The sequence below is a fragment of the Murimonas intestini genome (assembly GCF_024622195.1).
GTDB classification, from domain to species: Bacteria; Bacillota; Clostridia; order Lachnospirales; family Lachnospiraceae; genus Murimonas; species Murimonas intestini.
The window spans coordinates 53,252-67,119 of sequence record NZ_JANKBI010000005.1 but is presented as its reverse complement, the minus strand read 5'-3'; the positions used below and the strand labels follow the sequence as shown (position 1 = coordinate 67,119).

Here is a 13,868-nt window from a genome sequence, read left to right as displayed (position 1 = left end):
TTTCCACATTGGCTTATGTACCCGTACCCAAAGATTTAACCAAAGTCAAAACCAAGGTCATGTTCAATCTGACCCGAAGGCAGCTGGTCTGCTTTACCGCTGGGGCGCTTGTAGGCGTACCGCTGTTCTTTTTGCTCCGTGAGCCTGCGGGAAACAGCATGGCCGCCATGTGTATGATGTTGGTCATGATGCCCTTCTTCCTGCTGGCAATGTATGAAAAGCATGGACAGGGCCTGGAAAAGATCGTCGGCAACATCCTAAAAGTAGCTGTGATCCGTCCCAAGCAGCGTCCCTACCAGACCAATAACTTTTATGCCGTATTAAAGCGGCAGGAAATGCTCGATAAGGAGGTGTATGACATTGTTCACCGCAATGAAAAGCTGGTTGCGCCGTCTGCTGGGAAAACCGGAAGAAAAGACCGTGCAGCCAGTAAAGACAAAGAAAAAGCTGTCCCGCGCCGATAAGAAGCAGATCGAAGCGGCCATTGCCCGCGCCAATCGCACGGACAAAAAAGGAAAATCGGCACAGGACAGTATCCCCTATGAACGGATGTGGCCGGACGGGATCTGCCGCGTATCGGACAGCCACTACACAAAGACCATTCAGTTTCAGGACATCAACTATCAGCTCTCCCAAAATGAAGATAAGACCGCGATCTTTGAGGGCTGGTGTGATTTCCTCAATTACTTCGACAGCTCGATTCACTTCCAGCTGTCTTTTTTGAACCTTGCGGCATCGGAGGAGACCTTTGCCAATTCCATTTCCATCCCGCCCCAGGGGGATGCCTTTGACAGTATCCGTGAGGAATATACCACGATGCTGCAAAATCAGCTGGCCAGAGGAAACAACGGTCTCATCAAGACCAAATATCTGACCTTTGGTATCGACGCTGACAGCATCAAAGCCGCCAAGCCCCGTCTGGAGCGTATTGAGACCGATATACTCAATAACTTCAAGCGTCTTGGCGTAGCCGCCAGAACACTGGACGGTAAGGAAAGGCTTTCCCAGCTTCATGCGGTATTCCACATGGATGAACAGCTCCCGTTTCAGTTTGAATGGGACTGGCTGGCTCCTTCTGGCCTATCTACCAAGGACTTCATCGCACCAAGTTCCTTTGAGTTCCGCACCGGCAAGCAGTTCCGTATGGGCAAGAAATACGGGGCTGTTTCTTTTTTGCAGATCCTTGCACCGGAGCTGAATGACCGTCTGCTGGCTGATTTTCTGGATATGGAAAGCTCGCTCATTGTGAGTATGCACATTCAGTCGGTGGATCAGGTGAAAGCCATTAAGACGGTAAAGCGTAAGATTACCGACCTGGACCGCAGTAAGATCGAGGAACAGAAAAAAGCAGTCCGCGCAGGATACGACATGGACATCATTCCCTCTGACCTTGCCACCTACGGCAGTGAGGCGAAAAAGCTGTTGCAGGATTTGCAGAGCCGAAACGAGAGAATGTTCCTTGTTTCCTTTTTGGTGCTGAACACAGCGGACAATCCCCGTCAGCTTGGCAACAACATCTTTCAGGCAGGCTCTATTGCCCAGAAGTATAACTGCCAGCTGACCAGACTGGACTTCCAGCAGGAAGAAGGGCTGATGAGCTGTCTGCCCCTGGGGCTCAATCAGATTGAGATCCAGCGAGGGCTGACCACCAGTTCTACTGCTATCTTTGTACCGTTCACCACACAGGAACTGTTTCAGAACGGCAAAGAAGCTCTGTACTACGGCATCAACGCCTTGTCCAACAACCTCATCATGGTAGACAGAAAGCTGCTGAAAAACCCCAACGGCTTGATTTTGGGTACGCCGGGTTCCGGTAAGTCCTTCAGCGCAAAACGAGAAATTGCCAACTGCTTTTTGCTTACCAATGATGATGTCATCATCTGTGACCCGGAAGCAGAGTACGCACCTCTGGTGGAGCGTCTGCATGGGCAAGTCATCAAGATCTCGCCTACCTCAACCAACTACATCAATCCGATGGACCTGAACCTGGATTACTCGGACGATGAAAGCCCGCTGTCCCTCAAGTCTGACTTCATTCTCAGCTTGTGTGAGCTGATCGTAGGCGGTAAGGACGGATTGCAGCCGGTGCAAAAAACCATCATCGACCGCTGTGTGCGCCTGGTTTATCAGACTTACCTGAATGACCCGCGCCCGGAGAATATGCCGGTTCTGGAGGATCTGTATAACCTGCTCCGAGAACAGGAGGAAAAGGAAGCCCAGTATATCGCTACAGCCCTTGAAATCTATGTAACTGGCTCCCTCAATGTGTTCAACCACCAGAGCAATGTGGACATCAATAACCGCATTGTCTGCTATGACATCAAGGAACTGGGCAAGCAGCTCAAGAAAATCGGTATGCTGGTAGTCCAAGATCAGGTGTGGAACCGCGTTACCATCAACCGTGCCGCTCACAAGTCCACCCGTTACTACATCGACGAGATGCACCTGCTTTTGAAGGAGGAGCAGACCGCCGCTTACACGGTAGAAATTTGGAAGCGATTCCGTAAATGGGGCGGCATTCCCACTGGTGATTGGGTCTGCAACTTGTTAGCCGCTTAAAGTGCAGACTTCGCCGTTCTGACTGAAACCGGCAAGTAGGTCAGAATTATCAATGCGGAAGAAATCGGGAAAGGGGTAGCGCCCCAATCCGAGTGGAAGGCTGTCTGTAAAAGGACAGTCACACGCAACGCATAGAGCTTGACCCTGCTTTGAGCAGAATATAACAGCTCCACGAGGCCGCATTACCAGCCGGTACGGTATGATCCGTGGCAAAAAGATATGCTATGCTGGGCGTGAAATGACACGCCGATGAAAATGGGCGAAAGCCCCAGAGAGATGGATAAAAAGCCATCTGTTAATAACAATCAGATTACCCAAAATGTGAAAGATCTGCTTTCTTCACGCGAGGTTGAGAACATCTTTGAAAACTCTGACTTCGTGTATATGCTCAACCAGGCAGGTGGAGACCGTCAGATCCTTGCCAAGCAGCTGGGCATTTCCACACACCAGCTTAGCTATGTAACACACTCCGGCGAGGGCGAGGGGTTGCTGTTCTATGGCTCCACAATTCTGCCTTTTGTGGATCACTTCCCGAAGAATACCGAGCTTTACCGCATTATGACCACCAAACCTCAAGAACTGAAAAAGGAGGATGAATGATGATGAATCCCAATATTTTGAATCAAAACCCGCTGATGTTTTTTGACAGGGCGGTAAATGCCCAGCGCAGCCAGCTGCTTACGGTCATGGCTGATGCGGTAAGTGAGTGCCGCACGGCGGCAGATCAGGCAGCCGAACTGAATGAGACCGGTCAGGTGGGTCTGCTCCGTCTGGCAGAGGTCTGGAGCGCCATTCGTGCTAAGGAAGGTATGGGCGGCCTGATTCTGGAAGGAACAGAGGCGAAGATCTTGTCCGATGTGGTGGCACAGTTTTATGCCTACCTGTCCGGCTGTATGTTCAACGATCCTGTGGGGATGGCCATTTATGCAGAGCTGCACTACATGATGTCCTCCCTCATGTTGGGAGAATGGTTTGAATAAGGAACCGCGCCTGCGCTTTACCGATGAGGAACGCTCTGACCCTGCACTGGAAAAGCCGATCCGCAAAGCGGAGAAAGCTGCGGCCAGAGCAGATAAGGCGCAGGCCAATATCCCAAAGAAAAAGGTCAGGCAGACGGTCATTGACCCGGATACCGGGAAAAAGACCTCGAAGCTGACCTTTGAGGACAAGAAAAAGCAACCCTCCAAACTTTCTCAAGGGGTCAAGGAAGCTCCCGCCCATCTGGTTGCGGGCAAGCTCCACAAAGAGATCCGGGAAACAGAACAGGACAATGTGGGCGTGGAAAGCGCCCACAAGTCCGAGGAGGCGGTGGAGACCAGCGCTTATCTGGTGCGGGAGGGCTATCGCAGCCACAAGCTGAAGCCGTACCGCAAAGCAGCCCAGGCAGAGCGCCAACTGGAAAAGGCAAATGTAAATGCCCTGTACCAGAAATCTTTGCAGGAAAATCCTCAGTTTGCCAGCAATCCTCTTTCCCGCTGGCAGCAAAAGCAGGCCATTAAAAAGCAGTATGCCGCTGCCAAGCGCACCGGTCAGACTGCCGGAAATACCGCCCAGGCTGCGTCCAAAACCGGAAAAGCCGCAAGAACGGTAAAAGAAAAGGCACAGCAGGCAGGGGCATTCGTTATGCGACACAAGAAAGGTTTTCTGATCGCAGGGGCGTTGTTTCTCATCGTTTGTCTGCTGATGAATACCATGTCCTCCTGTTCCATGATGGCACAGAGTATCGGTTCCGTTCTTTCCGGCACTACCTATCCATCGGATGACCCGGAAATGCTGGCGGTGGAAGCAGACTATGCAGCGAAAGAAGCTGGGTTGCAGGCAGAGATCGACAATATTGAAAACAGTCACCCAGGGTATGACGAGTATCGGTATGACCTGGATATGATCGGCCATGACCCTCATGAGCTAGCGGCATTTCTATCCGCCGTCTTGCAGGGCTATACCCGGCAAAGCGCCCAGGCAGAGCTGGAGCGTATATTTGAGGCACAGTATCAGCTGACACTTACCGAGGAAGTGGAGATCCGATACCGTACAGAGACTTCCACAGACCCGGAGACTGGCGAGACCACTTCGGAGGAAGTACCCTATGAGTATTACATTCTGAATGTGAAACTTACCAGTAAGCCCATTTCCGCTGTGGTGTCGGAATTACTGACCGCAGAGCAGTTGGAGATGTATCAGGTTTATCGTCAGACGCTGGGCAATAAGCCGCTGCTGTTTGGCGGGGGTTCCCCTGATACCAGCGGTTCCGAGGACCTATCCGGCGTAGAATTTATCAATGGCACACGCCCCGGCAACCCTGAACTGGTAGAACTGGCAAAAAGTCAGGTGGGCAATGTGGGCGGTTATCCCTACTGGAGCTGGTACGGTTTTAACAGCCGGGTGGAATGGTGCGCCTGCTTCGTATCCTGGTGCTATAATCAGGCTGGAAAAAGCGAACCGCGTTTTGCAGGCTGTGAGTGGGAGGGGGTTCCCTGGTTCCAGTCCCGCGGACAATGGGGTGCAAGGGGGTATGAGAACATCGCCCCTGGCGACGCCATTTTCTTCGATTGGGATTTGGATGGTACTGCTGACCATGTGGGAATCGTCATCGGAACCGATGGAAGCCGGGTTTATACAGTGGAAGGAAATTCCGGTGATGCCTGCAAAATCAAAAGCTATGACCTGAATTATCAGAGTATCAAGGGTTATGGACTGATGAACTGGTAACAGAGATTTTTAAGAAGGAGTGATAGACGATGGCAAAGAACAAAATTGAACGCATTGATCAGGAGATTACAAAGGTCCGCGAGAAGATCGCAGAGTATCAGGAAAAGCTCAAAGCGCTGGAAGCACAGAAAACCGAGGCAGAAAATCTGGAGATCGTCCAGATGGTGCGTGCCCTGCGTATGACCCCGACCCAGCTGAGCGCCATGCTGTCAGGCCGCACAGTTCCCGGCAGTATGGGGGATGACAACAACGAACAGGAGGAAAACGGCTATGAGGAATAAACGATTGCTCCAAACACTTTCCGCCATTTGCCTGACGCTGGTTCTGGCATCGGGCTTTACCGTTCCCGCTTTTGCCCAGGGCGCAGCGCCGCCCCCGGCAGAGGATGCCACCAATGACAGCAATGTGGTGGTGGAAGAAACCGAAGAAGCACCGCCGCTGACCCCGGAGGGCAATGCCGCTCTGGTGGATGATTTTGGGGGTAACAAGCAGCTCATCACCGTTACTACTAAGGCGGGCAATTATTTTTACATCCTGATTGACAGAGCCAATGAGGACAAAAAGACCGCCGTTCACTTTCTGAATCAGGTGGACGATGCAGACCTTGCTGCGCTGATGGAAGATGGAAAACCCAAAGAGGAGCCGCCTGCGGTATGCAGCTGTTCAACAAAATGTGAAGCAGGGGCAGTCAATACGGCCTGCCCGGTCTGCGCAACTGATAAGAGTAAATGTACGGGCAAAGCACCGGAACCTCCGGCAGAAACACCGGAGCCGGAAAAGGAGAAGCCTGCCGGACTGAACCCAGCTGCCCTGATCCTTCTGCTGGCTCTGCTGGGCGGCGGTGGCGTATTTGCCTGCATGAAGCTCATTAAGAATAAGCCTAAGACCAAGGGCAATGACAGTCTGGACGATTATGATTATGGCGAGGAAGATTCCGAGGAATGGGAAACCGAGGATGAGGAGTCGGACGAGCCGGATGCTGATGGGGGCAGCACAGAAGATGACGAGGACAGCGTGAAATGACCCGTTTCACAGACAGTCCCTATGAACGCATGATGACACGCAGGCCGGAGGGCGGGAAGAAAACTTCCCGTCCTCCTTCTTTACCCCCAAGCCACCCCTGTTATGGCTGCGGAAATTATGGAAGCCCCTGCGTAGGTGTCTGCCACCGGGAAATGTCCCGATGGCTCAAGGAGAGGAGGAACCATCATGGCTCAGTATAAATTAGTGATTGCTGAAAAACCATCCGTTGCCCAGAGTCTGGCTGCGGTGATCGGTGCATCTGCCCGTAAGGACGGGTATCTGGAGGGAAACGGCTGGCGTGTCAGCTGGTGCGTGGGCCATCTGGCCGGTCTTGCGGATGCAGACAGCTATGACCCCAAGTACGCCAAATGGCGATATGATGACCTACCGATTCTGCCGGAACATTGGCAGATGGTGGTGGGAAAGGATAAGAAAAAGCAGTTTGATATTCTCAAAAAGCTGATGAATGCCCCGGATGTAACCGAGGTAGTGAATGCCTGCGACGCCGGACGCGAGGGCGAGTTAATCTTCCGCAGCGTCTATGAGCTGGCAGGTTGTCAAAAGCCTATGAAAAGGCTCTGGATTTCTTCAATGGAGGATGCCGCCATAAGGGAGGGCTTTGCAAACCTGCGTCCCGGTGCAGATTATGACGGACTTCGGGATGCTGCCCTCTGCCGTGCCAAGGCAGACTGGCTGGTGGGGATCAATGCCACAAGGCTTTTTTCCGTGCTGTATCACCGCACCCTCAACATCGGGCGCGTTATGTCCCCAACGCTGGCGCTCATTGTCCAGCGAGAAGCTGAGATCGACACCTTTCAGCCGGTTCCCTTTTATACCGTGGCGCTGGAGCTGCCCGGTCTTACTGTATCCGGGGAGCGCATGGCGGATAAGGCTGCTGCCGAGCAGCTGAAAGAAGCCTGTCAGGGTGCAGCTGTCACAATCAAAAAGGTGGAGTGCAAGGAAAAGTCCGAAAAGCCGCCTGCCCTCTATGACCTGACTACCCTGCAAAGAGATGCCAACCGCCTGCTTGGATTTACAGCCCAGCAGACCCTGGACTATCTGCAAAGCCTGTATGAAAAAAAGCTCTGCACTTACCCCCGTACTGACAGCCGCTATCTGACCGGTGATATGGCAGACAGCCTGCCAGTGCTGGTGAATCTGGTTGCCAGCGCTATGCCGTTTCGCAAAGGGATCGCCATTACCTGTGATCCGCAGACGGTCATCAACGATAAGAAAGTAACTGACCACCACGCAGTAATCCCTACCAGAAATCTCAAGGATGCAGACCTTTCTGCCCTTCCTGCGGGAGAAAAAGCGGTGCTGGAGCTGGTAGCCCTGCGTCTGCTGTGCGCCGTAGCCCAGCCCCATATCTATTCGGAAACCGTTGTGATTGCAGCGTGTGCCGGTGGGGAGTTTACCGCCAAAGGAAAAACGGTGAAGAACCCCGGATGGAAAGCACTGGAGGACGCTTACCGTGCCAAAATGAAGGATGCAGAGCCGGAAAAAGATGGTGCAGAGAAAGCCCTGCCGGAGCTGACCGAAGGACAGACCCTTTCGGTTGCTGCTGCAATCGTCAAAGAAGGCAAAAGCAGTCCTCCTCAGCACTTTACGGAGGACACCCTATTGTCCGCGATGGAGACTGCCGGAAAAGAGGATATGCCGGAGGATGCCGAGCGAAAAGGTCTGGGGACACCGGCCACTCGTGCCGGTATTTTGGAAAAGCTGGTATCTGCCGGTTTTCTGGAACGAAAAAAGAACAGGAAAACGGTGCAGCTTCTCCCTTCCCGCGATGCAGTCTCCCTGATCACAGTCTTGCCGGAACAGCTGCAATCTCCGCTTCTGACTGCCGAGTGGGAGTACCGCCTGGGAGAGATCGAGCGCGGGCAGCTTGCCCCGGAGGAGTTTCTGGACGGGATCAGCACCATGCTGAAAGATCTGGTGGGAACTTATCAGGTCATCAAGGGAACCGAGTACCTGTTCACTCCGCCCCGTGAGGTGGTGGGCAAATGCCCCCGCTGCGGCGGTGAAGTTGCAGAACTGCAAAAAGGCTTCTTCTGTCAGAACAAAGATTGCAAATTTGCAATCTGGAAAAACAACAAATGGTGGGCTGCCAAGAAAAAACAGCCGACCAAGGCTGTGGTGTCTGCACTGCTGAAAGATGGCCGTGTCCGTGTGACAGGCCTATATTCGGAGAAAACCGGAAAGACCTACGATGCCACTGTGGTTTTGGAGGATGATGGACAGTACGCTAACTTCATGCTGGAATTTGACCAGCGGAAAGGAGGCAGCCGATGAAGCTCTCTTTAGCGGAACGGGAAACCATTCTCCTCTATAACCAGGCAGAACCAATGGCTGAGGTCTACACCCATGATCCCCGTCTGATGGAGAAGCTGGAACTGCTGGCAAAAAAGCACCCCGACCAGATCACCCGAAAGGACGCCCATAACTTTACCGTCCCCAAGCGGTGTGTATCAGTCAGGGAGCCATATAGCGCAGAACGCCGCAAAGCCGCCAGTGAGCGTGCGAAAGCCGCCGGATACCAGCCCCCTGTGAGAAAGTCCAGCAGTTAATGGCACATGGCAGAGAATGTGTTTGAAGCAGTCAAGCAGTCGGTCAGCACCAGAGAAGCGGCAGAGTTTTACGGGATAAAAGTCAGTCGAACTGGCATGGCCTGCTGTCCCTTTCACGATGATAAGAACCCCAGCATGAAGCTGAACGAGGAATATTTCTACTGTTTCGGCTGCGGAGCTACTGGCGATGTGATCGACTTTACTGCAAAGCTCTTTGACCTCTCCCCAAAAGAAGCGGCGGAGAAACTGGCACAGGACTTTGGCCTGATCTATGACAGTCAGGCCCCTCCCCGCAGGAGGTATGTCCGGCAGAAAACCGAGGCACAGCAGTTTCGTGAGGATCGGCAGCGGTGTTATCGCATACTGTCCGATTACTACTATCTGCTGAAAAAATGGGAGAGCGACCATTCTCCCCGGACACCGGAGGAAGAACCGCACCCCCGTTTTGTGGAAGCAATCCAGAAGAAAACCTATGTAGAGTACCTGTTGGACCTTTTTCTTTATGAAAGTGAAGAAGAACAAAAGGCATGGATTGCAGAACACACAGCAGAAATCACACACTTGGAAAGGAGATTGAAAATCATGGCTGAGAACAAACCCACCAACCGAGAGCGGCTAAGGGAAATCACAGATGGCATCGAGCAGGGGATCAAGGAACTGTTTGAGAGTGAAAAGTATATGCGCTATCTGTCCGTCATGTCCCGCTTCCACCGCTATTCGGTAAACAACACCATGCTCATCTATATGCAGAAGCCGGACGCTACATTGGTAGCCGGATACAATAAGTGGAAAGACCAGTTTGAGCGTCATGTGAAAAAGGGCGAGCATGGCATTACCATCATCGCCCCCACACCGTATAAGAAGAAAATCGAGGAGCAGAAGCTGGACCCGGATACCAAGGCTCCGATTCTGGATAAAGACGGAAAGATCGTCACAGAGGAAAAAGAAATCGAGATCCCTATGTTCCGTCCGGTCAAGGTTTTTGATGTGAGCCAGACCGACGGGAAACCTTTGCCGGAGCTTGCTTCCTCCCTTTCCGGCAATGTGCCAAATTATGAGGCATTCATGGAGGCTCTGCGCCGCAGTGCGCCGGTACCAATCACTTTTGAAGCAATGGCCGCCGATACGGACGGCTATTTTTCTGCCGATCATCAGAAAATTGCCATTCGCCAGGGCATGAGCGAGGTGCAGACGGTTTCGGCCACGGTTCATGAGATTGCCCACAGCAAGCTCCACAATCAGAAAAAGATTCAGATTGCCAATGACGAGCAATATCAGGAGATCGAGCTGTTTGATAAACCCGGTCTGTTCTCCAATGGGCGGATTGTCCGTGATAATCTGCCGGAGGGCGTTTATTGCTATGACCTGCGCGGTTCTGACTACGACCCCGGAGAGCCGGTCTGTGTAGAAGAACGAGTGGTTGTAAACCATGCAGGTTCCGTTCTGCTGACAGATCCGCTGGAGCTGGCGGAAAATGGACGCCTGATGCTGACCGAGGAAGAAGGACTGAATTTTGTTGGCGGCTTTTCTACTCTCGCCCAGTTTTTGCAGGAACAGAAGAAAGACCGTCACACGGAAGAAGTAGAGGCTGAAAGCATCTCCTATGCAGTCTGCAAATATTTTGGCATCGAGACCGGAGAAAACAGTTTTGGCTATATTGCCAGCTGGAGTCAGGGCAAGGAACTGAAAGAGCTGAGAGCCAGTTTGGAGACCATCAATAAGACCTCCGGCACTTTGATCTCTGACATTGAGCGCCACTATAAGGAAATCTGCAAAGAGCGTGGAATTGACCCCAATGCAAAAAAAGAGCCGGAAATGGCGGTTCTTGATGCGGAGGCAAACCAGCAGGAGGCTTTGTTTCTAATTGACGATGCCACCTATCTTCATATCCAGCCCTGTGACAGTGGCTGGGACTACACCCTTTACGATGCCGCGTCCATGAAAGAGCTGGATGGTGGTCAGCTGGATATGCCAGAGCTTTCCCGCATGAAGGCAGTTCTCCAGATTTGTGATGACAACGATTTGGGCAGAGACTCTGTAAAATACGCACCGTTGTCCATGATCGAGACTTTGCAGGAAGCTGCCTACCAGCAGATGCAGGCAGAGGCCAGTCAGATGGCCGCTTCTTCCCAGCTGCCGGAGACACAGGAGCAGGCGCTGGATGAATACCCAACGCCGGATGAGCTGGTCTCCACACCGGATATGCAAGAATACGGCTACTCTTATGACGGGATGCTCCCTGTTACCAGAGAACGGGCGCTGGAACTGGATGCCGCCGGTTTGACTGTCTATGTGCTGCATGAGGACAATACGGAGAGCATGGTGTTTGACCCACAGGAGATCATGGAGCATGGAGGCCTTTTCGGTGTGGACCGCGAGGAATGGGAGAAAAGCCCTCAGTTCCACGAAAAGGTCATGGAGCGTCAGGAACATCAGCAGGAACGAGAACAGGCATTTCTCTCCCAGAACAGAAACTGCTTTGCCATCTACCAGGTGAGCCGTGACGATCCGCAGAATGTGCGCTTTATGAATCTGGACTGGTTAGAGTCCCATGATGTTTCCGTAGACCGCAGCAATTATGACCTCATCTACACCGCTCCGCTGAGTGAGTCTGGCACTGTGCCGGAGCAGCTGGAAAAACTCTATCAGCAATTCAATCTGGAAAAACCCGTAGACTTTCACAGTTCCTCCATGAGCGTCAGCGACATCGTTGCGATCAAACAGGACGGTAAGGTATCCTGTCATTACTGCGACAGCGTTGGTTTTACCCAGATCCCCGGATTCCTGCCGGAAAATCCGCTGAAAAATGCAGAGATGGCCGTAGAGGACGATTACGGCATGATCGACGGCATCATCAACAATGGTGCAAAAGAGCCTACGGTGGCAGAGCTGGAACAGCAGGCCCGAAGCGGTCAGCCCATTTCCCTGATGGACTTGGCTGACGCCGTTCATCGGGAGGAACGGGAAAAGAAAAAATCCGTTGTGGATCAGCTGAAAAGCCAGCCCAAAGCAGAACACAAAAAGACAGCACCCAAAAAGAGTGCGGAAAGGGAGATTTGATATGGGAAACTTTACTTTTGAGGAAATGAACCTGATGTGCATTTACAATACCGGTAGCCGCACCGGGCTGATCGACAGCCTGCGTGAAATGCGCGGCGAGCTTTCGCCGGAGGAAACGGAACTGAGGGAGCTGACCGACAGTGCCCTTACGAAGCTCTGTGCGATGACCGATGAGGACTTTGCCCAGCTGGAGTTGTACCCGGATTTTGACCAGTAAACAGCATAACCGCAGGGATGGGGTGGCAATTTGCCGCTCCACCTTTTACCCCAAAACCGAAAGGAGGACAGAACACCATGCCAACCAAAGCTGAACTATATGCACAGATGGCGGACAAGGTGGCAACACAGCTCACGGGGAGCTGGCAGGAATGGGCAGGGTTTCTCACCACTGCTTCCCGTCTTTACAAGTATCCGTTCCATGAACAGCTGATGATCTACGCCCAGCGACCGGACGCCACTGCCTGTGCAGAGTACGATTTGTGGAATGAAAAGATGGGCCGATATGTAAGGCGCGGTTCCAAGGGGATCGCTCTGGTGGATGATTCCGGGGACAGACCCCGCCTGCGCTATGTCTTTGACATTTCCGACACCGGAACCCGTGAACATTCCCGCACACCCTGGCTGTGGCAGCTGGAGGAGCGCCATCTGGATTCCGTGCAGGCCATGCTGGAGCGCACCTATGATGTTTCCGGTGATGACCTTGCCGGACAGCTTACCGAGGTAGCCGGAAAACTGGCCGAGGAATACTGGACAGAGCATCAGCAGGACTTTTTCTATATCGTTGACGGTTCCTTTTTGGAGGAATATGATGAGTATAACATCGGAGTGCAGTTTAAGGCAGCCGCCACCGTCAGCATCACTTACGCTTTGATGTCCCGCTGCGGACTGGAGCCGGAACGCTACTTCGACCACGAAGATTTCATGGCGATCTTTGATTTCAACACCCCGTCCACCATCGGGGCGCTGGGAACAGCGGTCAGCCAGATTAACCAGCAGGTGCTGCGGCAGATCGGCGTCACCGTCCGAAATGCAGAGCGCGAAGCCAACCAAGAAAGGAGCAAACAAGATGAACAATCCCATGACCTATATCCAGAACGGAGACTATCTGATTCCCGACCTGAAGCTGAGCCAGCAGCCGGAGAAACCCCTGGGCAAGTACGGCAGGATGAGGAAAACCTACCTGAAGGAACACCGTCCCATCCTCTACAACCAGATGCTGCTGAGCGAGAAGCTGTACCCGCACCTTCTGGAGATCGACGAGACCGCCCAGAACAGACTGGAGCAGATGATGCCCCAGCTGGCGAAGGAAGCGGGAGCCACCGAGGAACTGAAAGCCAGCGATCCCATGAAGTGGGTGGGGCTGATGAACACCTGCAAAGCCCAGGCCGAGGAGATCCTGATGGCGGAGCTTATCAACAGCTGACCCTAAACCTGTTCCTCTCCGAAGCGGAACAGATCCAATCCATAGATGAAGCAGAGAATGTAGCGCATACATCCTCTGCTTTTTCTTTTGCCCAAAATGACATCGACCATGTGCTGCGTTTGGGCGGCAATACAGACCGCCAGAGGGAGCGTGTGGTTGCAGCCTTTGAAAAGCAGAAAACCACCGCTGAGATTGTCGAGATACTGAAAACGCTGTACCACGGCGGCAATGGTCTTGGCAGCGTGAGCGCATGGTACGCCGAGGACGGTATCCATCTTTCCCACGGGAAGTCTGTCCGTTATGACCGGTCTGCCCAGGTCATTTCCTGGGAGAGCGCCGCAGAGCGTATCGGGGAACTTTTGGAGAGCGGCCAGTTTGCCTCCAATGTGGAGCTTGCAGAAGCGGCAGGCTATGAACGCTCCCTCCTTGCCACAAAGTTCTGGAACTTATATCACGATCTCAGCGAGGATGCCAGAGAAGCCGAATATTTGTCCTGCCTGTCAGAGATCAAGGGCAATGGGTTC

The 13,868-nt window shown here is 52.9% G+C and carries 12 protein-coding genes and 2 pseudogenes; 13 read left to right on the top strand and 1 reads right to left on the bottom strand.

Going from position 1 to position 13,868, the window contains the following annotated elements; all coding sequences use genetic code 11:
* Positions 1-8: 8 nt before the first annotated feature.
* The 12 genes and pseudogenes from NSB28_RS09740 (at position 9) to NSB28_RS09685 (ending at position 12,138) form a co-directional block, all read left to right on the top strand.
* Positions 9-464, top strand: a complete 456-nt coding sequence (locus tag NSB28_RS09740) for a PrgI family protein (protein ID WP_109625035.1) — start codon at positions 9-11, stop codon at positions 462-464.
* Positions 421-2,529, top strand: a pseudogene (locus NSB28_RS09735) (VirB4-like conjugal transfer ATPase, CD1110 family); the annotation flags it as partial. The gene NSB28_RS09740 and the pseudogene NSB28_RS09735, both read left to right, overlap by 44 nt.
* Before the next feature lie 339 nt (positions 2,530-2,868).
* Positions 2,869-3,159 (top strand): annotated as a pseudogene (locus NSB28_RS09730) (hypothetical protein); the annotation flags it as partial.
* A complete protein-coding gene (locus tag NSB28_RS09725; RefSeq protein WP_118720366.1) occupies positions 3,159-3,539 on the top strand; it encodes a DUF3851 domain-containing protein in 381 nt (126 codons plus the stop codon). The pseudogene NSB28_RS09730 and the gene NSB28_RS09725, both read left to right, overlap by 1 nt.
* The gene (locus NSB28_RS09720) at positions 3,532-5,268 is read left to right on the top strand and encodes a C40 family peptidase (RefSeq protein ID WP_109625031.1); all 1,737 of its coding nucleotides are present in this window, start codon (positions 3,532-3,534) and stop codon (positions 5,266-5,268) included. Before NSB28_RS09725 ends, NSB28_RS09720 begins: the two co-directional genes overlap by 8 nt.
* 29 nt (positions 5,269-5,297) lie before the next feature.
* Positions 5,298-5,549 carry a DUF4315 family protein gene (locus NSB28_RS09715; protein ID WP_109625030.1) on the top strand — a complete coding sequence of 84 codons (252 nt, stop codon included), beginning with the start codon at positions 5,298-5,300 and terminating at the stop codon, positions 5,547-5,549.
* Entirely contained in the window at positions 5,539-6,291 is a 753-nt protein-coding gene (locus tag NSB28_RS09710) for a DUF4366 domain-containing protein (RefSeq protein ID WP_109625029.1), read from the top strand. The genes NSB28_RS09715 and NSB28_RS09710 overlap by 11 nt, the downstream gene beginning before the upstream one ends.
* Positions 6,288-6,491: a hypothetical protein gene (locus tag NSB28_RS09705; RefSeq protein WP_081031155.1), complete on the top strand. Its 204-nt coding sequence runs from the start codon at positions 6,288-6,290 to the stop codon at positions 6,489-6,491. The genes NSB28_RS09710 and NSB28_RS09705 overlap by 4 nt, the downstream gene beginning before the upstream one ends.
* Positions 6,478-8,586, top strand: coding sequence for a type IA DNA topoisomerase (locus NSB28_RS09700; protein WP_109625028.1), 2,109 nt, complete (start codon positions 6,478-6,480; stop codon positions 8,584-8,586). Before NSB28_RS09705 ends, NSB28_RS09700 begins: the two co-directional genes overlap by 14 nt.
* Positions 8,583-8,861, top strand: a complete 279-nt coding sequence (locus tag NSB28_RS09695; protein ID WP_006059586.1) for a hypothetical protein — start codon at positions 8,583-8,585, stop codon at positions 8,859-8,861. The genes NSB28_RS09700 and NSB28_RS09695 overlap by 4 nt, the downstream gene beginning before the upstream one ends.
* 6 nt (positions 8,862-8,867) lie before the next feature.
* Positions 8,868-11,921: an LPD28 domain-containing protein gene (locus NSB28_RS09690; protein WP_109625027.1), complete on the top strand. Its 3,054-nt coding sequence runs from the start codon at positions 8,868-8,870 to the stop codon at positions 11,919-11,921.
* 1 nt (position 11,922) lies between these two features.
* On the top strand, positions 11,923-12,138 hold the full coding sequence (locus NSB28_RS09685; protein ID WP_002570996.1) for a transposon-transfer assisting family protein: 216 nt from the start codon (positions 11,923-11,925) through the stop codon (positions 12,136-12,138).
* 95 nt (positions 12,139-12,233) lie between these two features.
* Here NSB28_RS09685 and NSB28_RS09680 read toward each other — a convergent pair whose 3' ends face one another.
* Entirely contained in the window at positions 12,234-13,001 is a 768-nt protein-coding gene (locus NSB28_RS09680) for a hypothetical protein (protein WP_257359977.1), read from the bottom strand.
* Between NSB28_RS09680 and NSB28_RS09675 the strand changes: the two genes are divergently transcribed.
* Complete coding sequence (locus tag NSB28_RS09675) at positions 13,000-13,344, top strand: TnpV protein (protein WP_430472407.1); 345 nt, start codon at positions 13,000-13,002, stop codon at positions 13,342-13,344. The genes NSB28_RS09680 and NSB28_RS09675 overlap by 2 nt on opposite strands.
* Positions 13,345-13,868: the final 524 nt, after the last annotated feature.

Coding starts and splice junctions, on each gene's coding strand:
- NSB28_RS09690 (WP_109625027.1), top strand. CDS start 8,868: ATGGCAGAGAATGTGTTTGAAGCAGTCAAGCAGTCGGTCAGCACCAGA.
- NSB28_RS09705 (WP_081031155.1), top strand. CDS start 6,288: ATGACCCGTTTCACAGACAGTCCCTATGAACGCATGATGACACGCAGG.
- NSB28_RS09685 (WP_002570996.1), top strand. CDS start 11,923: ATGGGAAACTTTACTTTTGAGGAAATGAACCTGATGTGCATTTACAAT.
- NSB28_RS09715 (WP_109625030.1), top strand. CDS start 5,298: ATGGCAAAGAACAAAATTGAACGCATTGATCAGGAGATTACAAAGGTC.
- NSB28_RS09700 (WP_109625028.1), top strand. CDS start 6,478: ATGGCTCAGTATAAATTAGTGATTGCTGAAAAACCATCCGTTGCCCAG.
- NSB28_RS09680 (WP_257359977.1), bottom strand. CDS start 13,001: ATGGGATTGTTCATCTTGTTTGCTCCTTTCTTGGTTGGCTTCGCGCTC.
- NSB28_RS09675 (WP_430472407.1), top strand. CDS start 13,000: ATGACCTATATCCAGAACGGAGACTATCTGATTCCCGACCTGAAGCTG.
- NSB28_RS09695 (WP_006059586.1), top strand. CDS start 8,583: ATGAAGCTCTCTTTAGCGGAACGGGAAACCATTCTCCTCTATAACCAG.
- NSB28_RS09725 (WP_118720366.1), top strand. CDS start 3,159: ATGATGAATCCCAATATTTTGAATCAAAACCCGCTGATGTTTTTTGAC.
- NSB28_RS09710 (WP_109625029.1), top strand. CDS start 5,539: ATGAGGAATAAACGATTGCTCCAAACACTTTCCGCCATTTGCCTGACG.